A 21192-nucleotide genomic window follows, 5' to 3' on the forward strand; every position below is an offset into this window, starting at 1 on the left:
ACCGAGACATCGGTTAGTGGCTCTTATGCTTGAAACGAAGATTCAAGTATGACAAAAAACTTACCGAGACATCGGTTAGTGGCTCTTATGCTTGAATCAAAGATTCAAGTATGACAATGAAACTTACCGGTAAATCGGTTAGTGGCTCTTATGCTTGAATCAAAGATTCAAGTATGACAATGAAACTTACCGAGACATCGGTTAGTGGCTCTTATGCTTGAATTAAAGATTCAAGTATGACGAAAGGGTTTGGCATAAAATAAAAAATCAACATAATCAATTGATTATGTTGATTCCTAAAAACTTATTTTTTAATAATTAGTTTTTAAATTATTTTAATTGTAGGTCTGCATCATTGATTTCTTTAATGATTTCAGCTGTATCGTAACAATTAGTAGCAATGTTTGAATATTTTTCAGCTAAACGGTAAGCATTAATATAGAGTGTTAAGCTTTCTTTAGCAATATCTTCTGGTTCATCAGATTTTGCTGGATTCGCGTTTACTACTAATTCTGCAAATTTTTCAGGATCAATATTAATAGACATGTATGATTTACAACTCCTAGAATTTTGTTAATTTCATATTAACATATTAAATAAATACAAAAAAGAAAAGTCTTTTAATATTCAGAATAATTAATTTGTACTGGATACTTTAATTATATGACGGTATCTATTAAACTGTTTATGAGAGGATGAACGATTTATGAGAATATTGTTTATTGGAGATATCGTTGGAAAAATCGGTAGAAAAGCAATTTCTACATATTTACCAAAAATAAAACAAAGTTATCGCCCTACAGTCTCCATTGTAAATGCTGAAAATGCAGCACATGGCAAAGGGTTAACAGAGAAGATTTATAAACAATTATTAAGAGAAGGCGTAGATTTCATGACTATGGGTAACCATACTTATGGTCAAAGAGAAATTTATGACTTTATCGATGATGCACATCGAATGGTTCGTCCGGCTAATTTTCCAGAAGAAGCGCCAGGAGTTGGAATGCGTTATATTCAAATTAATGAAATAAAATTAGCTATTATTAACCTACAAGGACGTTCATTTATGCAAGATATTGATGATCCCTTTAAAAAGGCGGATCAATTGATAGAAGAAGCAAGAAAAGTCACTCCTTACATCTTCGTCGACTTTCATGCAGAAACAACTTCTGAGAAAAATGCTATGGGTTGGTATTTAGATGGTAGAGTGAGTGCAGTAGTTGGAACACATACTCACATTCAGACTTCTGATAATCGCGTCTTACCAAACGGGACTGGCTATATCACTGATGTGGGTATGACAGGATATTATGATGGAATTTTAGGTATCAATCGCGAAGAAGTGATTAATAGATTTATTACAAGTTTACCTCAAAGACACGTCGTACCAGATGAAGGGCGCAGTGTTTTATCTGGCGTCATTATTGATTTAGATAAAGAAGGTAAAACAACACAAATTGAAAGAATATTAATAAATGACGACAATCCTTTTCAGGGATAAACCCCTGTCTTAATAGTGTTTAAAGGTTATCGTCCATTAGTATGAATTTAATTTTGTACCACTGTTTACATAGTAAAACGGTGGTTTCTTTTGTTATTATTAAATATGAATTATATCCACAGGAGGCATGTGATATGAAATCACAACTATCATGGAAAGTGGGCGGACAACAAGGTGAAGGTATCGAATCTACTGGAGAAATCTTCGCTACTGCAATGAATAGGAAGGGATACTTTTTATATGGTTACAGACACTTTTCAAGTCGAATTAAAGGTGGTCATACTAACAATAAAATAAGAGTATCAACTACGCCTGTTCATGCCATTAGTGATGATTTAGATATCTTAATTGCATTTGATCAAGAAACGATTGAGTTAAATCATCATGAAATGAGAGAGGATAGTATTATAATTGCGGATTCTAAGGCTAAACCGACGAAACCAGAAGGCTGTAAAGCGCAACTTATAGATTTACCGTTTACAAGCACTGCTAAAGAACTTGGGACAGCACTGATGAAAAACATGGTGGCTATTGGAGCTACTTCAGCGCTTATGAATTTAGACACAACTACTTTTGAAGAATTAATTACGAACATGTTCTCTAAAAAGGGAGAAAAAGTAGTTGATATGAATATCGAAGCGCTTAACGAAGGTTATCGTTTAATGAAAGAACACCTAAGTTCTATTCAGGGAGACTTTGAATTAGAAGCAATTAATGAAGATCCTCACTTGTATATGATAGGTAATGATGCAATTGGATTAGGAGCAATATCAGCAGGTTCTAAATTTATGGCTGCTTATCCTATTACTCCAGCATCTGAAATTATGGAGTATATGATTGCGAATCTTCCTAAAGTCGGTGGCACTGTTGTTCAAACGGAAGATGAAATTGCTGCAGCTACAATGGCTATAGGGTCTAACTATGCTGGTGTAAGAGGGTTTACAGCAAGTGCAGGTCCTGGTTTATCATTGATGATGGAATCAATTGGTTTATCAGGAATGACTGAAACACCATTCGTAGTCATCAACACTCAACGTGGCGGACCTTCAACAGGTTTACCTACTAAACAAGAACAATCAGATTTAATGCAAATGATATATGGTACACACGGTGATATTCCAAAAATTGTAGTTGCTCCAACTGATGCTGAAGATGCATTCTATCTTACAGTAGAGGCATTCAATTTAGCAGAGGAATATCAATGTCCTGTCATTATTTTAAGTGATCTACAACTTTCTTTAGGTAAACAAACAGTTAAGTCATTAGATTATAATAAGATTCAAATTAAACGCGGCGAATTACTTCAATCTGATATAGAACGTGAAGAAGATGATAAAGGCTACTTTAGAAGATATGCCTTAACAGGTAATGGAATTTCACCTCGTCCTATTCCGGGTGTAAAAGGTGGCGTTCATCACATCACTGGTGTTGAACATAATGAAGAAGGTAAACCTAGTGAAGCGGCTTCTAATAGACAAGCACAAATGGAAAAACGTATGCGTAAAACAGAAAATCTAGTTATAGAAAAACCTATTGAATCTAATGAAAAATATGATGAGGCAGATTTATTATATATAGGTTTTATTTCTACCAAAGGTGCTATTAACGAAGGCGCAGAACGTTTGGAATCTCAAGGTATTAAAGTTAATACTATACAAATTCGTCAGTTACATCCATTCCCTAAAGATACGATTCAACATGCAATCGATAAAGCATCTAAAGTGATTGTAGCTGAACATAATTATCAAGGTCAGTTATCTAATATTTTAAAAATGAACACAAAAGTAGAAGAAAAATTAGTGAACCAAACTAAATATGATGGTACACCTTTTTTACCTCATGAAATTGAAGATAAAGGATTAGAGATAGTCAAGGAAATTAAGGAGTTGGTTTAATTGGCTACATTCAAAGATTTTAGAAATAATGTTAAGCCAAATTGGTGCCCAGGATGTGGAGATTTCTCTGTACAAGCGGCCATACAAAAAGCAGCGGCCAATGTAGGTTTGGAACCTGAAGAAGTTGCAATTATTACAGGCATTGGATGTTCTGGTAGATTATCAGGATACATTAATTCTTATGGTGTTCACGCTATACATGGACGTGCCTTACCTTTAGCACAGGGTGTTAAAATGGCGAACAAAGATTTAACTGTTATTGCTTCAGGTGGCGATGGAGACGGTTATGCAATCGGTATGGGGCATACGATTCATGCATTAAGAAGAAACATGAATATGACATACATTGTCATGGATAATCAGATTTACGGTTTAACTAAAGGTCAGACATCACCTTCTTCAGCAGTAGGTTTTGTAACTAAATCTACACCTAAAGGGAATATTGAGAAAAATGTAGCCCCATTAGAATTAGCACTTTCATCAGGTGCTACATTTGTAGCACAAGGTTTTTCAAGTGATATTAAAGCATTAACTAAAATGATTGAGGATGCGATTAATCATGATGGATTTTCGTTTGTTAATGTATTCTCACCTTGTGTAACATATAACAAAGTTAACACTTATGATTGGTTTAAAGAGCATTTAACTAGCATTGATGATATTGATGATTATGATAATTCAGATAAACAGTTAGCTATGCGAACAGTTTTAGAGCACGAATCGCTAGTTAAAGGTATTGTCTATCAAGATACTGAAACGCCTTCATACGAATCTCAAATTAATGAACTTGAAGATGAGGCTCTAGCTAAAAAAGATGTTCATATTTCAGAAGATACGTTTAATGATTTGACAGCTCAATTTATATAAATTTTTGTTATCTGAGTGCCTACATGGGGTGCTCAGTTTTTTTATGATGAAAATCTATATTTTAATTCTTGATTAAAAATATTTAAATTACGTAAATGACTTTTTAAATTATTTATTTTGGGAATATGCAAAATAAACAATCTTATTGGAGGTAGTCATGGATAGATTTAAATCAATGAAAGAATTAGAAAACGTAACTGTGGAAAATGAAGATTGGGAAATTGAAACAGATGATAAAGATAGTAGTGTATCAATCTTAGCGATTCACGGTGGTGGTATTGAACCAGCTACGACTGAGTTAGCACAAGTGATTGCTGATAAAGGGAATTATAATTATTTTTCTTTTAAGGGACTACGTAGTAAAGGCAATAATGAATTGCATGTTACATCTACAAATTACGATGACCCACAAGCTATTAAAATTGTTGAAAAAAGTGAAAGAGCGATAGCATTGCATGGTTGTAAAGGTGAAGATAGTGTAGCTTATCTTGGAGGCAATGATCAGCAACTTATTGATATATTAAGTGATGCATTATCAGATGTAGGTATAAAGGTACAAGAAGCGCCGAATACAATGGCTGGAAAGCAAGATGAAAATATTATTAATTTAACTAAGAATAATGCTGGCGTTCAAATCGAGTTAACTTCAAGTCTTAGAAAAGAATTATTTGTGAATAACAAAAGTTCTCGTAAAAGTCGTGAAGACCGAGATAACTGGGGTGACTTGATGTACGACTTTGCAGATGCAACAATTAAAGCACTACAACAAGTTTAGTCTTTAGCGTATACTTACTTTATGAATGTTAAAATATGAGTATATGATTGTATAAATAAAAGGAGTGATATTGTAGTGCAAGATACTTTAATGAGTGTACAAATAATTCCTAGAACTTCAAACAATGAAGATGTGATTCCTTATGTTGATGAGGCAATTAAAATTATTGATGAATCAGGAATGCATTATAGAGTAGGGCCATTGGAAACAACTGTTCAAGGAGAAATGAGTGAGTGTCTTATTCTAATTCAAAAACTTAATGAGAGAATGGTTGAATTAGAATGTCCAAGTATTATTAGCCAAGTTAAATTTTATCACGTCCCTGAAGGAATTGATATTGAGACATTAACTGGCAAATATGATGAAGAATAAACTAAGTATCACATAATAAACTAATGTTAAATTTCTTATAATAGGTTAGAGACAAATTAAGCTTAAAAGGTTTGATTTGTCTCTTTTTATATGTCATTTTTGAAAAATAAAACAAAACGTCTTTTTGCACTTTAACTTTAAATTTAATATAATGTAGTAATGATTATGGGCTTATAGAAAGGATTTTTCAAAGTGAATGAAGAACAAAGAAAAGCTGGTACGATAAACATTTTAGCTGAGCGTGATCGTAAAGCTGAAAAAGACTATAGCAAATACTTTGAACAAGTGTATCAACCACCTAGTTTAAAAGAAGCAAAAAAACGTGGGAAACAAGAAGTACAATATAATAGAGACTTTCATATTGATGAAAAGTATAAAAACATGGGTAACGGTCGTACTTTTTTAATTAAAACGTATGGTTGTCAAATGAATGCACATGATACTGAAGTTATGGCGGGGATATTAAAGGCTTTAGGTTATAGTGCGACAACTGATATTAATCAAGCAGATGTAATTTTAATTAATACTTGTGCTATTCGGGAAAATGCGGAAAACAAAGTTTTTAGTGAAATTGGAAATTTAAAACATCTTAAAAAAGAACGTCCTGATTGTCTAATCGGGGTATGTGGATGTATGTCTCAAGAAGAATCAGTAGTAAATAAAATTCTAAAATCTTATCAAAATGTAGATATGATATTTGGTACACATAACATCCATCACTTACCTGAAATTTTAGAAGAAGCGTATTTATCTAAAGCAATGGTAGTAGAAGTTTGGTCTAAAGAGGGAGATGTTATTGAAAATCTTCCTAAGGTAAGAGAAGGTAGTATAAAAGCTTGGGTTAATATCATGTATGGATGTGATAAATTCTGTACATATTGTATCGTACCTTTCACGAGAGGTAAGGAACGTAGCCGTCGCCCTGAAGATATTATTAATGAAGTAAGAGAATTAGCAAGAGAAGGCTATCAAGAAATTACTTTATTAGGTCAAAATGTAAATTCCTATGGTAAAGATATCGAAGATCTAGATTATGGACTTGGTGATTTACTAGAAGATATATCTAAGATTGATATACCAAGAGTAAGATTTACAACAAGTCACCCTTGGGACTTTACGGATCGTATGATTGAAGTTATAGCAAATGGTGGTAATATAGTTCCTCACATTCACCTACCAGTTCAATCAGGGAACAATGCCGTTTTAAAAATTATGGGTCGTAAATATACTCGTGAAAGCTATCTTGATTTAGTAAATAGAATAAAAACTGCAATTCCTAATATAGCGTTAACAACAGATATTATTGTAGGATATCCTAATGAAACTGAAGAACAATTTGAAGAAACGCTATCGTTATATGATGAAGTAGAATTTGAACATGCTTATACTTATCTATACTCTCAAAGAGATGGAACACCAGCTGCTAAAATGAAAGATAATGTGCCTACTGAAGTGAAAAAAGAACGATTACAAAGGTTAAATAAAAAAGTAGGTGAATACTCTCAAAAAGCTATGAGTAAGTATGAAGGTAAAATCGTTACAGTATTGTGTGAAGGAGCAAGTAAAAAGGATGACACAGTATTAGCTGGTTACACTGATAAAAATAAACTAGTCAACTTTAAAGCTCCTAAAGAAATGATTGGAAAACTTGTTGATGTTAAAATCGATGAAGCAAAACAATATTCATTAAATGGAACATTTGTGAAAGAACATCAAAAGGCAATGGTGGTTCATTAAACAATGTATTCAAAAGAGGATATCTTAAAACATGCAGATATACTAGCGCAACGCATTAATGACCTAGATGTTGTAAAAGATTACCAATCGATTGAACAGCAAATCCATAATAATAAAACAATTGAAAGTAAGATGAAAAGTTTAAAAAATCAACAAAAACAATCTGTCAACTTTCAAAATTATGGGAAAGATACTGCCTTCCGACAATCTGAAAATCAAATTCATCATATTGAAGATGAAATAAATAATTTACCAATAGTCGAAGAATTTCGTTCTGCACAATACGATGCGAATGATTTATTACAAATGATGATCAAAACAATGGAAGATAGACTTAATGAACATAGCAAACGAGAGCATAAGGAATAAAAGCTAATTGAGGAGTAAATGCTATGAAAATAAGGAATTTGACTATAACTGCATTTTTAATCGCAATCAACGTTGTATTAAGTAGTCTTATTGTAATACCTTTAGGACCTATAAAAGCAGCGCCTGTTCAACATTTTATTAATGTTTTATGCGCTGTGTTTGTAGGACCGTGGTATGGATTAGCTCAAGCGCTTATTTCTTCAATTTTAAGAATTAGTTTTGGAACAGGTAGTCCTTTTGCTTTCCCGGGTAGTATGATTGGAGTTCTCTTGTCTAGTCTATTCTACATGTATAGAAAACATATTTTCATGGCATCAGTTGGAGAAGTTTTAGGAACTGGTGTCATAGGAAGTTTAATGTGTATACCTTTAGCATGGTTTATGGGAATGGAAGACTTCTTTGTAAAACCATTAATGATAGCGTTTATGGTTTCAAGTGTAATTGGTTCTCTAATTAGCTATATAATACTTATTATTTTAAAAAGACGCGGGTTATTAGATAAATTTAAAAAGAAATAATTAATTATCATGTACGCTTTATTATTAAGGGATTAAATAAATGGGGTAACTCTGTTTAATTCGTATAATAGAGCGTGCTTTTTTATTCACTTTTTGATTAAGCGAGTTACATATTTATATGTTAAAATGTATGAGTTAAAACAGTGCGTAAAAAATTTTAAAAATAGAAAAATATTTATGAATAAGGGTTGTGAAAATAGAAATGGCGAATGTAACACCGATGATGCAACAATATTTAAAAATAAAATCAGAATATGATGATTGTTTATTATTTTTTAGACTCGGCGATTTCTATGAAATGTTCTTTGAAGATGCCAAAGAAGCCTCAAGAGTACTTGAAATCACCTTAACTAAAAGAGACGCTAAAAAAGAAAATCCAATCCCAATGTGTGGCGTACCTTATCATTCAGCAGATAGTTATATTGAAACCTTAATTAATAATGGGTATAAAGTAGCGATTTGTGAACAGATGGAAGACCCTAAACAAACAAAAGGCATGGTTAAAAGAGAAGTTGTAAGAATTGTCACTCCTGGTACAGTCATGGAACAAGGTGGCGTAGATGAAAAACAAAATAACTACATTCTTAGTTTTGTAAAAGATGAAGAAATAGCACTTAGTTATTGTGATGTTTCTACTGGAGAATTTAAGTCTACCCATTTTCAAGACGAAGCGACGTTATTAAATGAAATAACGACGATAAATCCTAATGAAATTGTTGTTAATGAAGCATTATCTGAAGAACTCAAACGCCAAATTAGTATGACTACAGAAACAATTACAGTACGTGAGACTCTATCAAATGAACAATACGAGACTAATAAGCTTACTCATAATCTAATGTATAAATCTGTACAATTATTACTAGATTATATTCATCATACTCAAAAGAGAGACTTATCTCATATAGAAGAAGTTGTACAATATGCGGCTGTTGATTTCATGAAGATGGACTTCTATGCCAAACGTAATCTAGAACTAACAGAGAGTATTAGACTCAAATCTAAAAAGGGTACTTTACTTTGGTTGATGGATGAAACAAAAACACCAATGGGTGCTAGAAGATTAAAACAATGGGTAGATAGACCTTTAATTAGTAAAGACCAAATTAATGATCGATTAAATATAGTTGAAGAATTCATTAATCGTTTTATCGAAAGAGATACCTTACGTAATTATTTAAATCAAGTTTATGATATTGAAAGATTGGTAGGTAGAGTCAGTTATGGCAATGTGAATGCCAGAGATTTAATTCAGCTTAAGCACTCAATATCAGAAATTCCACATATTAAAGAATTACTTAATGAATTAGATGCTCAAACTACTACTCAATTTAGTGAACTTGAGCCGTTAGATGATCTTTTAGAACTATTAGAAGAGAGTTTAGTAGAAGAACCTCCAATTTCAGTTAAAGATGGTGGATTATTCAAGACAGGTTTCAATGAACAACTAGATGAATACTTAGAAGCTTCTAAGAACGGTAAAAATTGGTTAGCAGAATTACAGGCTAAGGAACGTGAGCGTACAGGTATCAAGTCTCTTAAGATAAGTTTTAATAAGGTTTTTGGTTATTTTATTGAAATCACACGTGCTAATTTGCAAGGATTTGAACCTAGCGATTATGGCTACAATCGCAAACAAACATTATCCAATGCAGAGCGTTTTATTACAGATGAATTGAAAGAAAAAGAAGATATCATTTTAGGTGCCGAAGATAAAGCGATTGAATTAGAGTATCAATTATTCGTTAAATTGCGTGAGCACATTAAAACTTACACTGAAAGGTTACAACAACAAGCTAAAATTATTTCTGAATTAGATTGTCTACAGAGTTTTGCTGAAATTGCGCAAAAATATAATTATGTAAGACCATCTTTCAGTGATGATAAAACCTTACATTTAGAGAATTCGAGACATCCAGTGGTTGAGAGAGTTATGGATCATAACGATTATGTGCCGAACGATTGTAGTTTAAACAATGATACATTTATTTATCTCATAACTGGGCCAAATATGTCTGGTAAGTCAACTTACATGAGACAAGTAGCAATTATTAGCATTATGGCACAAATGGGAGCATACGTACCTTGTGATTCTGCTATATTACCTATATTTGATCAAATTTTTACTAGAATAGGTGCAGCTGACGACTTAGTTTCAGGTAAAAGTACATTTATGGTAGAGATGTTGGAAGCACAAAAAGCGTTAACTTATGCTACAGAAAATAGTTTAATTATTTTTGATGAAATTGGTAGAGGGACATCTACTTATGATGGACTTGCTTTAGCACAAGCCATGATTGAGTATGTAGCACAAACTTCTCATGCTAAAACACTATTTTCAACTCATTATCATGAATTAACTTCACTAGATCAAATGTTACCATGTTTAAAAAATGTACATGTAGCTGCTGATGAATATCAAGGAGAACTGATATTCTTGCATAAAGTTAAAGATGGAGCCGTCGATGATAGTTATGGTATACAAGTAGCTAAATTAGCTGATTTGCCAGAAGAAGTAATAAGTCGAGCTCAAGTAATACTAGATGAATTTGAACAAAAACCATCTAATCAAATTATGCCTAATGAATTACCAAATAATCATACAAATGATGAAAATGTAAAAAATGAGCATCACAATAGTGACGACAAATCAATGATCAAAGATTCATTTGAACAAGCTGCATTTGATTTATTTGATAATAGTGAAGAACAAAGTGAATTAGAATTAGAAATTAAAAATTTGAATTTATCCAATATGACGCCTATAGAAGCACTTGTGAAATTAAGTGAGTTACAGAATCAATTAAGATAGAGGTAGGTGTAAGAAATGGGAAAAATAAAAGAATTACAAACCTCATTAGCTAACAAAATTGCAGCCGGCGAAGTTGTAGAGAGACCCAGCTCTGTAGTTAAAGAATTATTGGAGAACGCGATTGATGCAAAATCCACCGAGATAAATATTGAAGTGGAACAATCAGGTATTTCTTCAATTAGAGTTGTTGATAACGGCACAGGTATTGAGCAAGATGATTTAAGTCTTGTCTTTCATAGACACGCAACAAGCAAATTAGATGTTGATGATGACTTATTCCATATTAGAACTTTAGGATTTCGTGGTGAGGCTTTAGCCAGTATTTCATCAGTATCTAAAGTGACATTAAAGACGTGTACAGATAATGAAAATGGCTTTGAAGTATATGCTGAAAATGGTGAGATCGTTAATCGTAAGCCAGCAAAAGCTAAAAAAGGTACAGACATATTAGTTGAATCCTTATTCTATAATACACCAGCGCGCTTAAAATATATTAAAAGTCTTTATACAGAATTAGGGAAGATAACTGATATTGTTAATCGAATGGCGATGAGTCATCCTGATATTAGAATCTCTTTAGTGTCTGATGGCAAAACACTAATAAGCACGAACGGTTCAGGTCGTACGAATGAAGTGATGGCAGAGATATATGGAATGAGAGTTGCTAAAGATTTAGTACATATTTCAGGAGATACAAGTGATTATCATCTTGAAGGTTTCTTTGCAAAACCTGAACATTCAAGAAGTAACAAGCATTATATTTCAATTTTTATTAATGGTAGATATATCAAGAATTTTATTCTTAACAAAGCTATTTTAGAAGGATACCATACATTATTAACTATAGGCAGATATCCAATTTGCTATATCAACATTGAAATGGATCCTATTTTAGTAGATGTTAATGTACATCCAACTAAGTTAGAAGTTCGTTTATCAAAAGAGGACCAGTTATATGATTTAATAGTTGAAAAAATTAGAGAGGCATTCAATGATAGAATTCTGATTCCACAAAATGATTTAGACCGAACGCCTAAAAAGAATAAAGTCCTTGAATCATTTGAACAACAAAAAATGGATTTCGAAAAACGAAATTCTGAAGTGACAAATGACGACTTAACAACCGCCCATCCTTCATCTAATAAGGACCATTACAATACTAATGATTCAGAAATTAGAGAAGGTATCAATAATTACCAAGATACAAATACTACTTTATCAAACCATGAAAATGAGCAAGGATTTACCTCTCATAATATACAACGTTCCGAAGAGGATAATTACTCTCAAGTTCAAAAAGACATACTTAATGATATGGAGGACGATTACCTTTTAAATACTGAATCAACCTCTAATAACGAAGAAGATATTAAAGGTACAGTGAGTCAAGATCCTAAGCGACGTGTACCATACATGGAAGTTGTGGGCCAAGTTCATGGAACGTATATTATTGCTCAAAATGAAAATGGTATGTTTATGATAGATCAACATGCAGCGCAAGAGAGAATAAAGTATGAATATTTTAGAGATAAAATAGGAGAAGTATCTAACGAAGTTCAAAATTTACTTATACCTCTTACATTTCATTTCTCAAAAGATGAACAAATGATTATTGACCAGTATATAGATGAATTAGATAAAGTTGGAATACACCTAGAGCATTTTGGTGGTCATGATTATATTGTAAATAGTTATCCAGTATGGTTTCCAAAAGCTGAAGCACAGGAAATAATTAAAGATATGATTGAGTTAGTATTAGAAAATAAAAAAGTAGATGTGAAAAAGATAAGAGAAGATGCAGCGATTATGATGTCTTGCAAGAAATCTATTAAAGCAAATCATTATTTAAAAAATAACGAAATGTCAGATTTAATTGACCAACTAAGAGAAGCAGAAGATCCATTTACGTGTCCGCATGGTAGACCAATTATAATCAATTTTTCAAATTATGAATTAGAAAAACTATTTAAACGAGTGATGTAGAGGAGCTGTTATCTTGAAAGAAAATATTTTACCAGCTATTAGAAACATGAGAGATCTTGAAAGATTAACGAAGACGAACTATAAAGCTTGTGTATTGTTAGATATGCATATCGGCCATTTGAAAAGTATTATGGGGTTACTAAAGCAATATAATATAGAGTGTTATATTCATATCGATTTGATTAAAGGATTGAGCCATGATGAATTTGCTTGTGAATATATCATTCAACAATATCAACCAAAAGGTATCGTTTCTACAAAAACAAAAGTGATTAGGAAAGCCAAATCATTAAATACCTTAACGATATTTAGAGTGTTTATTATTGATAGCCAAGCACTAACTAGAAGTATAGAGTTAATTAAAAAAGTCGAACCAGATTTTGTCGAAGTATTACCAGGTATAGCTAGTAAAGCGATTAATCAAATTCAAAAAGAGACTACAACATCAGTTATTGCGGGCGGATTAATCAATGATGAAGCAGAAATTCAAGAAGCCATATCTAGTGGAGCTAAATATGTTACTACAAGCTATCAAAAGCTCTGGTAGTTACAAATTATGAGTTGTTTAAAGAATGATTTTCTTCTTTGAGCAACTCTTTTTTTATAAAAAATTATCAATAAAACTAAAATATTTAATAAGTGTTTTGGTTATCAATAATATTTCATCACTATTTTTATAATTATAAATACTAATTATGACAATTATTTTACAAAGTTATTGACAACGCTTACAACACAATAGTAAAATTGTATCAAGTTTAAAAGTTAATAATAGAACAGAGACTGGGAGATTTCTACGAGCTTAATATCGCTATGGTAGGGGTCTCTCTGTTTTTTGGGAGGAATTTATATGAATGCTTATTTAGCAGAATTTTTAGGAACTGCGATTCTAATCCTTTTCGGGGGTGGCGTATGTGCAAACGTCAACTTGAAGAGAAGTGCAGGCAACAACGCTGACTGGATTGTTATCGCAGCGGGTTGGGGACTTGCCGTGTCAATGGGTGCTTACGCTGTTGGTAAATTCTCAGGTGCACATTTAAACCCAGCTGTAACTATAGCTCTTGCCATGGATGGCGGATTCAGTTGGGCTCAAGTACCAGGATATATCATTTGCCAGATGTTAGGTGGTATCGTTGGTGGTGCACTCGTTTGGTTAATGTATCTTCCACATTGGAAAGTCACTGAAGAACCTGACGTTAAATTAGGCGTGTTCTCTACAGCACCTGGTATCAAAAATTATTTCGCCAACTTTTTAAGTGAGATAATCGGTACAATGGCTTTAACTTTAGGTATTCTATTTATTGGTGTGAATAAAATTGCTGACGGATTAAACCCACTTATTGTTGGCGCTTTAATTGTAGCAATTGGTTTAAGTTTAGGAGGCCCTACTGGTTATGCAATTAACCCAGCTCGTGATTTAGGCCCACGTATTGCCCATGCAATATTGCCAATTGCAGGAAAGGGTAAATCTAATTGGTCATATGCTATAGTGCCTGTGTTAGGTCCTATTGCAGGTGGTATGCTCGGTGCAGTCATTTACGAAGTATTTTATAAACAAACATTTAATGTAAGTTGTGCCGTTGGAATTTTAGTAGTAGTAATCACTCTAGTATTAGGGTTAATTTTAAATAAATCTTCAAAAAAAGGTGACATTGAATCAATTTACTAATAGTAACAATATATTAGATAATTATAATTATCGGGATTAAAATTTCTCAATTATGTGTATAGATATAATGGTTGATACTTTATAAATAGTTTTAAAATGTTAACTTTATAAAGCTTATTATTAATCACATCAAAAGGAGTCAAAACCTATGGAAAAATATATTTTATCAATCGATCAGGGAACAACAAGTTCACGTGCAATCTTATTTAATAAAGATGGAGAAATTAAAGGTGTTTCTCAACGTGAATTTAAACAACATTTTCCACACTCAGGTTGGGTAGAACATGATGCTAACGAAATTTGGACTTCAGTTCTTTCAGTAATGGCTGAAGTTATGAATGAAAATGATATTCAATCTGAACAAATTGAAGGTATCGGTATTACTAACCAACGTGAAACAACAGTGGTTTGGGATAAAAATACCGGACGACCAATTTATCACGCGATAGTTTGGCAATCACGTCAAACGCAAGATATTTGTACTGAATTAAAAGATCAAGGTTATGAAGAAACATTCAGAGATAAAACAGGTTTACTATTAGACCCTTATTTTGCAGGAACTAAAGTAAAATGGATTTTAGATAATGTTGATGGCGCAAGAGAGAAAGCAGAAAATGGAGACTTATTATTCGGAACTATTGATTCTTGGTTAGTTTGGAAGTTGTCAGGTAAAGCGGCTCATATCACTGATTATACGAATGCTAGTCGTACTTTAATGTTCAATATTCATGATTTAAAATGGGATGATGAACTATTAGACATTTTAGATGTTCCTAAACAAATGCTTCCTGAAGTTAAAGAATCAAGCGAAGTGTATGCTAAAACTATAGATTATCACTTCTTCGGTCAAGAAGTACCTATTGCCGGTATCGCTGGTGACCAACAAGCTGCATTATTTGGTCAAGCTTGTTTCGACCGTGGAGACGTTAAAAACACTTACGGTACAGGTGGCTTTATGTTAATGAACACAGGTGAAGAAGCGGTTAAATCAGAAAGTGGATTATTAACAACTATTGCATATGGCATTGACGGCAAAGTGAACTATGCGCTTGAAGGTTCAATCTTTGTTTCAGGTTCAGCTATCCAATGGTTACGTGATGGTTTGAGAATGATTAATTCTGCACCTCAAACTGAGAACTACGCTTCACGTGTGGACTCAACTGAAGGCGTTTATATGGTTCCAGCATTTGTAGGCTTAGGTACGCCTTATTGGGATTCTGATGCTAGAGGCGCATTCTTCGGATTAACTCGCGGTACTGAAAAGGAACACTTCATCCGTGCAACATTAGAATCACTATGCTATCAAACACGTGATGTTATGGAAGCAATGTCAAAAGATTCATCTATTGAAGTACAAAACTTACGTGTAGATGGTGGTGCAGTTAAAAATAACTTCCTAATGCAATTCCAAGCTGATATCGTTAATACAGCAGTTGAAAGACCTGAAATTCAAGAAACTACTGCTTTAGGTGCTGCATACTTAGCAGGTTTAGCTGTAGGATTCTGGGACGATAAAGAAGATATTAGAGAACGTTGGAAGCTTGAAACTGAATTTGAACCAAAAATGGAAGATGAACAACGCACTAAGTTATACAAAGGCTGGAAAAAAGCTGTTGAAGCAACTCAAGTATTCAAATTAGAAGATTAAGACAAATTTTTTAAAGGAAAAATGAGCAATAAATGGACTTGATTTTCTTAAATGTGATATACTTTATTTAAGTTAATAAGAAAATCGAGAAACGAGAGATCTGTTCGTACAAAACAATTAAATGTTGTTGTGGGATAGGTGTCTCGTTTTTTATTTATTTCTAGGAGGCGTTTAGATAATGGCATTATCTACATTGAAAAGAGATCATATCAAGAAAAATTTAAGAGAAAATGAATATGACGTTGTTATCGTCGGTGGTGGTATTACAGGTGCAGGTATTGCTCTTGACGCCAGTAACCGCGGTATGAAAGTAGCATTAGTTGAAATGCAAGATTTCGCACAAGGTACAAGTTCTAGATCTACTAAACTTGTTCATGGTGGTTTAAGATATTTAAAACAATTACAAGTTGGCGTTGTTGCTGAAACTGGTAAAGAACGTGCAATTGTTTATGAGAATGGTCCACATGTAACTACACCTGAATGGATGCTGTTACCAATGCATAAAGGTGGTACATTCGGTAAATTCTCAACAGCTATCGGTTTAACAATGTATGATAGACTAGCTGGTGTTAAAAAATCTGAACGTAAAAAAATGTTATCTAGACAAGATACACTAGATAAAGAACCATTAGTTAAACAAGAAGGTTTAAAAGGTGGCGGTTATTACGTTGAATACCGTACTGATGACGCTCGTTTAACTATTGAAGTTATGAAAAAAGCAGCTGAAAAAGGTGCAGAAATCATTAACTATACTCGTTCAGAACATTTCACTTATGATTCAAATAAAAAAGTTAATGGTATCGAAGTATTAGATATGATTGACGGAGAAACATACGGTATTAAAGCTAAAAAAGTAATTAATGCTTCTGGTCCATGGGTTGATGAAGTGAGAAGTGGTGACTATGCGCGTAATAATAAACAACTACGTTTAACTAAAGGTGTGCACGTTGTTATCGACCAATCTAAATTCCCATTAGGCCAAGCAGTTTATTTCGACACTGAAAAAGATGGTCGTATGATTTTCGCTATACCTCGTGAAGGTAAAGCATATGTTGGTACAACTGATACTTTCTATGATAACGAAAAAGCAACACCATTAACTACACAAGAAGATAGAGATTATCTCATTGATGCAATTAATTACATGTTCCCAAGTGTTAATGTTAAAGATGAAGATATCGAATCAACTTGGGCAGGTGTTCGTCCATTAATCTTAGAAGAAGGTAAAGACCCATCTGAAATTTCTCGTAAAGATGAAGTTTGGGAAGGTGAATCAGGCCTACTTACTATTGCTGGTGGTAAGTTAACAGGTTATCGTCATATGGCACTAGATATTGTTGACTTATTAGCTAAACGTTTAAAACAAGAACATGGACTTAAATTTGAACCATGTGCAACTAAATATCTTAAAATTTCTGGCGGTGACGTAGGTGGTAGTAAAAACTATCAACACTTTGTTGACCAAAAAGTTGACGCAGCCAAAGGATTTGGTATTGAAGAAGATGTTGCACGTAGATTAGCTAGTAAATATGGTTCTAACGTAGATCATTTATTCAACATAGCTCAAACTGCTAAACAACAAGATAATCATTTACCATTAGAAATTTATGTGGAATTAGTTTACGGAATTCAACAAGAAATGGTTTACAAACCAACTGACTTCTTAGTACGTCGTTCAGGTAAATTATACTTCAATATTCAAGATGTTTTAGATTATAAAGATGCTGTTATTGACGTTATGGCTGACATGCTTAACTATTCAGATGCTCAAAAAGAGTCTTACACTAAAGAAGTAGAAGAAGCAATTGATCAAGCACGTACTGGAAATAATCAACCAGCAGTTAAAGAATAAACATGTTGAATTAAAACGTATGAATATCTAATAAACTACTTGTGAATGTTGGCTCTCGCTTTCATTCATAAGTAGTTTTTTAATTTGCAAATTTTGTGCCATCATTTTCTAAAAATAAATGATTAATGAGGGTAATGTTAATATGCAAACGATTTGATTACATCAATGTCTCACGGTATATTATTTATAAAATGGTTTAAATAAACGCATTGAATTAAACCTAAATTTGAAGTTAGAAAGATCGGGGGCATATGTTGTGAGTCAAAGTCAATTTAAAATTACTGTTGAAGATGGAACAATGATTGAAGTTAAAGTTGATAAAGCGAAGAAAAATACTATCGGTATTATTCATCTTTTTCATGGTATGGCTGAACATATGGACCGTTATGACGAGTTAGTAAATGCGTTGAATATACAAGGATACGATGTTTTAAGACACAATCATCGTGGTCATGGTAAAGATATTGATGAAGTTGAACGGGGTCATTTTGAGAGTATGTCTCAGATCGCTGATGATGCGTATGAGATAGTTGAAACACTATATGGTACTGAACTTATAGTTCCTTACGTTGTCCTTGGACATTCTATGGGCTCTATTATTGCAAGATTATTTGTTATGAGATACCCAGAATTTGCAAATGGATTAATATTAACAGGTACTGGCATGTTCCCGAAATGGAAGGGTGTTCCGGCGACTTTCGCTTTGAAACTCATTACGATGATTTTAGGAAAACGCCGTCGAGTAAATTGGGTGAATAAATTAGTTAATAAATCATTTAACAAACGAATAGACAATCCCTTAACTGAAAGTGATTGGATATCTACAAGACGTGATGAGGTAGAGAAATTTGTTAAAGATGAATACTGTGGTTTCAAAGTATCTAATCAGTTAATTTATCAAACTGTAAAATTTATGATGCTAACAATAGAACCTAAATGTCTAGATAAACTTAACAAACAATTGCCAATTTTATTGATTTCAGGAAAAGAAGATCCATTTGGTGATTATGGAAAAGGAATCAAACAATTAGGTAAATTATATAAAAAATCAGGTATTAAGCACATTACTGTACAGCTATATAAAAATAAAAGACATGAAATTTTATTTGAAGACGACTATCAAACAACGTGGCAACATATGTTTGAATGGATAGAGAAACAAATTTTAAAGAAAAATAAAGTGAGTGAATAACGAAATGACGAATCAACATAAGCCATTTATTGTTGTTATTGTTGGACCAACAGCATCAGGTAAAACTGAATTAAGTATTGAAGTTGCCAAAAAATTTAATGGAGAAATCATTAGTGGCGATTCAATGCAAGTATATAAAAATATGGATATTGGAACAGCTAAAGTAACACAAGATGAAATGGATGGTATCACGCATCATATGATAGACATCTTAGAACCAGATGAGTCGTTTTCGGCATTTGAATTTAAAAAACGTGCAGAAGCATGTATTGAAGATATTACAAATAGAGGTAAATTACCTATTATCGCGGGTGGCACGGGCCTTTACATACAATCATTACTTTATAATTATGCATTTGAAGATGAAACTATTTCAGAAGAGCAAATGAAACGTGTTCAAGCACAACTTGAAGAATTAAAACACTATAATAATGGAGAATTGCATCAGTATCTAGCATCTTTTGATAGTGACTCTGCAGAAGATATTCATCCAAATAATCGAAAAAGAGTACTTCGAGCGATAGAATACTATTTAAAAACAAAAAAACTTTTAAGTTCTCGCAAGAAAGTGCAACAATTTACTGAAAATTATGATACATTATTATTAGGGATTGAAATGTCGCGCGAAACATTATATTTTAAAATAAATAAACGTGTCGATATTATGTTGGGTCACGGATTATTTAAAGAAGTGCAAGACCTCGTAGAACAAGGTTTTGAATCAAGTCAAAGTATGCAAGCAATTGGATATAAAGAACTCGTACCTGTAGTAAAAGGTCATATACAGATGGATGATGCTGTTGAAAAACTTAAACAGCATTCACGTAAGTATGCGAAACGACAATTAACTTGGTTTAAAAATAAAATGGACGTTCGTTGGTTAGATAAAGAAAAAATGTCACTTCAGATGATGTTAGATGAGATTACAACCCAAATAAATAAAAGGAGTTCTAAACATGATTGCAAACGAAAACATCCAAGATCAAGCACTAGAGAACTTTAAAGCAGACAAAACTGAGGTCACTGTATTCTTTTTAAACGGCTTTCAAATGAAAGGTGTTATTGAAGACTTTGACAAATATGTCGTAAGTTTAAATTCTCAAGGCAAACAACATCTGATTTACAAACATGCGATCAGCACTTTCACAGTTGATAATGAAGCAGAAGAATCAACTGAAGAAAAAAGTGAAGAATAGAAGTTGTAATCAAAGTGCATTAATAACGCCATTTTGTTGAAAGTAAAATCTAATCGTTGGTTTTACTAATCAATGAAATACATTTAATTATTGAAGATAATGTTTTAAAACACTAAGCACTTTAGAACAAATCAAGGGAATGTTTGTAATAAAAAAATGCTTCATGCAATGTGTTGATTGAAGTTAGTCTTAATTTCAATAATTACACATTACATGAAGCATTTTTCATTGTAGTTATACTCTAAATTACTCTTACTTATTAATTATAATAATTTTTCAATTTCACTTGCGATTTGGTCTGGTTTTTTCTGAGGAGAAAAGCGTTTAATAACATTACCCTCACGATCAACTAAGAATTTAGTGAAATTCCATTTTATTTTTTCATTTAACATACCTTTTGCAGCATCAGTTAAATAACGGAATAAAGGATGTTGATTGTCGCCTTTAACGTCTACTTTCTCATGAATAGGGAAAGTAACGCCATAATTAATTTTACAATTTTGAGCGGCCTCTTCTCCTGAACCAGGTTCTTGTCCGCCAAATTGATTACAAGGGAAACCTAAGACGATAAAGCCTTTATCTTTATAGTTATCATATAACTTCTGTAATCCTTCAAATTGTGGAGTAAAACCACATTCACTAGCAGTGTTTACGATTAGCATTACGTCGCCTTTATACTGTTCTAATTTATAATTTTCACCATTATTTTTTTGTACTACGAAATCATAAATTGTTTCCATATTTATCACCCTTTCGATTTACTTCAAATTTAACATAATTTAACCGTATAGTCTTTGTTTATACTC

General features: G+C 32.6%; 19 protein-coding genes. 17 read left to right on the forward strand and 2 right to left on the reverse strand.

Annotated elements, in window-relative coordinates; genetic code table 11:
- Window positions 1-330: 330 nt before the first annotated feature.
- Window positions 331-546 (reverse strand): hypothetical protein, encoded by a 216-nt coding sequence (locus tag HMPREF3154_RS03530; protein ID WP_002437019.1) that lies wholly within the window; start codon window positions 544-546, stop codon window positions 331-333.
- 160 nt (window positions 547-706) lie between these two features.
- Here HMPREF3154_RS03530 and HMPREF3154_RS03535 point away from each other — a divergent pair, with 160 nt between their 5' ends.
- The 17 genes from HMPREF3154_RS03535 to hfq all read left to right on the forward strand — a co-directional run bounded on the left by HMPREF3154_RS03535 (window position 707) and on the right by hfq (window position 20386).
- Window positions 707-1501 (forward strand): TIGR00282 family metallophosphoesterase, encoded by a 795-nt coding sequence (locus HMPREF3154_RS03535; RefSeq protein WP_023350373.1) that lies wholly within the window; start codon window positions 707-709, stop codon window positions 1499-1501.
- Window positions 1502-1635: 134 nt separating this feature from the next.
- Window positions 1636-3396 (forward strand): 2-oxoacid:acceptor oxidoreductase subunit alpha, encoded by a 1761-nt coding sequence (locus tag HMPREF3154_RS03540; RefSeq protein WP_023350372.1) that lies wholly within the window; start codon window positions 1636-1638, stop codon window positions 3394-3396.
- Window positions 3397-4263 carry a 2-oxoacid:ferredoxin oxidoreductase subunit beta gene (locus HMPREF3154_RS03545; RefSeq protein ID WP_023350371.1) on the forward strand — a complete coding sequence of 289 codons (867 nt, stop codon included), beginning with the start codon at window positions 3397-3399 and terminating at the stop codon, window positions 4261-4263.
- Between the two features lie 157 nt (window positions 4264-4420).
- Complete coding sequence (locus HMPREF3154_RS03550; RefSeq protein WP_023350370.1) at window positions 4421-5038, forward strand: poly-gamma-glutamate hydrolase family protein; 618 nt, start codon at window positions 4421-4423, stop codon at window positions 5036-5038.
- A 75-nt stretch (window positions 5039-5113) separates the two neighbouring features.
- Window positions 5114-5410 carry a thiamine-binding protein gene (locus HMPREF3154_RS03555; protein WP_023350369.1) on the forward strand — a complete coding sequence of 99 codons (297 nt, stop codon included), beginning with the start codon at window positions 5114-5116 and terminating at the stop codon, window positions 5408-5410.
- 192 nt (window positions 5411-5602) lie between these two features.
- Window positions 5603-7147 carry a tRNA (N6-isopentenyl adenosine(37)-C2)-methylthiotransferase MiaB gene (gene miaB, locus HMPREF3154_RS03560; protein WP_023350367.1) on the forward strand — a complete coding sequence of 515 codons (1545 nt, stop codon included), beginning with the start codon at window positions 5603-5605 and terminating at the stop codon, window positions 7145-7147.
- A gap of 3 nt (window positions 7148-7150) precedes the next feature.
- Window positions 7151-7516, forward strand: coding sequence for a YlbF/YmcA family competence regulator (locus tag HMPREF3154_RS03565; protein ID WP_070474364.1), 366 nt, complete (start codon window positions 7151-7153; stop codon window positions 7514-7516).
- A 23-nt stretch (window positions 7517-7539) separates the two neighbouring features.
- Complete coding sequence (thiW, locus tag HMPREF3154_RS03570; protein ID WP_002437014.1) at window positions 7540-8034, forward strand: energy coupling factor transporter S component ThiW; 495 nt, start codon at window positions 7540-7542, stop codon at window positions 8032-8034.
- Window positions 8035-8236: 202 nt separating this feature from the next.
- Entirely contained in the window at window positions 8237-10846 is a 2610-nt protein-coding gene (gene mutS, locus HMPREF3154_RS03575) for a DNA mismatch repair protein MutS (protein ID WP_023350364.1), read from the forward strand.
- A gap of 15 nt (window positions 10847-10861) precedes the next feature.
- Window positions 10862-12829: a DNA mismatch repair endonuclease MutL gene (gene mutL / locus HMPREF3154_RS03580; RefSeq protein WP_023350363.1), complete on the forward strand. Its 1968-nt coding sequence runs from the start codon at window positions 10862-10864 to the stop codon at window positions 12827-12829.
- A gap of 13 nt (window positions 12830-12842) precedes the next feature.
- Window positions 12843-13376 carry a glycerol-3-phosphate responsive antiterminator gene (locus HMPREF3154_RS03585; protein ID WP_002433652.1) on the forward strand — a complete coding sequence of 178 codons (534 nt, stop codon included), beginning with the start codon at window positions 12843-12845 and terminating at the stop codon, window positions 13374-13376.
- Window positions 13377-13679: 303 nt separating this feature from the next.
- A complete protein-coding gene (locus HMPREF3154_RS03590) occupies window positions 13680-14498 on the forward strand; it encodes an MIP/aquaporin family protein (protein WP_002433839.1) in 819 nt (272 codons plus the stop codon).
- Window positions 14499-14646: 148 nt separating this feature from the next.
- Entirely contained in the window at window positions 14647-16146 is a 1500-nt protein-coding gene (gene glpK, locus HMPREF3154_RS03595; protein WP_002433942.1) for a glycerol kinase GlpK, read from the forward strand.
- 178 nt (window positions 16147-16324) lie between these two features.
- Window positions 16325-17998, forward strand: a complete 1674-nt coding sequence (locus HMPREF3154_RS03600) for a glycerol-3-phosphate dehydrogenase/oxidase (RefSeq protein ID WP_002470050.1) — start codon at window positions 16325-16327, stop codon at window positions 17996-17998.
- A gap of 256 nt (window positions 17999-18254) precedes the next feature.
- Window positions 18255-19190: an alpha/beta hydrolase gene (locus HMPREF3154_RS03605; RefSeq protein WP_023350362.1), complete on the forward strand. Its 936-nt coding sequence runs from the start codon at window positions 18255-18257 to the stop codon at window positions 19188-19190.
- 4 nt (window positions 19191-19194) lie between these two features.
- The gene (miaA, locus tag HMPREF3154_RS03610) at window positions 19195-20193 is read left to right on the forward strand and encodes a tRNA (adenosine(37)-N6)-dimethylallyltransferase MiaA (RefSeq protein ID WP_023350361.1); all 999 of its coding nucleotides are present in this window, start codon (window positions 19195-19197) and stop codon (window positions 20191-20193) included.
- Window positions 20147-20386, forward strand: a complete 240-nt coding sequence (gene hfq / locus HMPREF3154_RS03615) for an RNA chaperone Hfq (RefSeq protein WP_002433967.1) — start codon at window positions 20147-20149, stop codon at window positions 20384-20386. The genes miaA and hfq overlap by 47 nt, the downstream gene beginning before the upstream one ends.
- A 263-nt stretch (window positions 20387-20649) precedes the next feature.
- On the opposite strand, the gene HMPREF3154_RS03620 is transcribed toward hfq, so the two are convergent.
- Complete coding sequence (locus HMPREF3154_RS03620; RefSeq protein ID WP_023350360.1) at window positions 20650-21126, reverse strand: glutathione peroxidase; 477 nt, start codon at window positions 21124-21126, stop codon at window positions 20650-20652.
- Between the last annotated feature and the right edge of the window lie 66 nt (window positions 21127-21192).

The sequence above is a fragment of the Staphylococcus sp. HMSC06C11 genome, assembly GCF_001808345.1.
Classification (GTDB): domain Bacteria; phylum Bacillota; class Bacilli; order Staphylococcales; family Staphylococcaceae; genus Staphylococcus; species Staphylococcus capitis.

What these genes read in the sequence shown, in the direction of transcription:
- HMPREF3154_RS03590 (WP_002433839.1), top strand. Translation starts at nt 13,680, where the DNA reads ATGAATGCTTATTTAGCAGAATTTTTAGGAACTGCGATTCTAATCCTT.
- HMPREF3154_RS03565 (WP_070474364.1), top strand. Translation starts at nt 7,151, where the DNA reads ATGTATTCAAAAGAGGATATCTTAAAACATGCAGATATACTAGCGCAA.
- HMPREF3154_RS03600 (WP_002470050.1), top strand. Translation starts at nt 16,325, where the DNA reads ATGGCATTATCTACATTGAAAAGAGATCATATCAAGAAAAATTTAAGA.
- HMPREF3154_RS03550 (WP_023350370.1), top strand. Translation starts at nt 4,421, where the DNA reads ATGGATAGATTTAAATCAATGAAAGAATTAGAAAACGTAACTGTGGAA.
- HMPREF3154_RS03535 (WP_023350373.1), top strand. Translation starts at nt 707, where the DNA reads ATGAGAATATTGTTTATTGGAGATATCGTTGGAAAAATCGGTAGAAAA.
- hfq (WP_002433967.1), top strand. Translation starts at nt 20,147, where the DNA reads ATGATTGCAAACGAAAACATCCAAGATCAAGCACTAGAGAACTTTAAA.
- glpK (WP_002433942.1), top strand. Translation starts at nt 14,647, where the DNA reads ATGGAAAAATATATTTTATCAATCGATCAGGGAACAACAAGTTCACGT.
- miaA (WP_023350361.1), top strand. Translation starts at nt 19,195, where the DNA reads ATGACGAATCAACATAAGCCATTTATTGTTGTTATTGTTGGACCAACA.
- thiW (WP_002437014.1), top strand. Translation starts at nt 7,540, where the DNA reads ATGAAAATAAGGAATTTGACTATAACTGCATTTTTAATCGCAATCAAC.
- mutL (WP_023350363.1), top strand. Translation starts at nt 10,862, where the DNA reads ATGGGAAAAATAAAAGAATTACAAACCTCATTAGCTAACAAAATTGCA.
- HMPREF3154_RS03530 (WP_002437019.1), bottom strand. Translation starts at nt 546, where the DNA reads ATGTCTATTAATATTGATCCTGAAAAATTTGCAGAATTAGTAGTAAAC.
- mutS (WP_023350364.1), top strand. Translation starts at nt 8,237, where the DNA reads ATGGCGAATGTAACACCGATGATGCAACAATATTTAAAAATAAAATCA.
- HMPREF3154_RS03620 (WP_023350360.1), bottom strand. Translation starts at nt 21,126, where the DNA reads ATGGAAACAATTTATGATTTCGTAGTACAAAAAAATAATGGTGAAAAT.
- HMPREF3154_RS03540 (WP_023350372.1), top strand. Translation starts at nt 1,636, where the DNA reads ATGAAATCACAACTATCATGGAAAGTGGGCGGACAACAAGGTGAAGGT.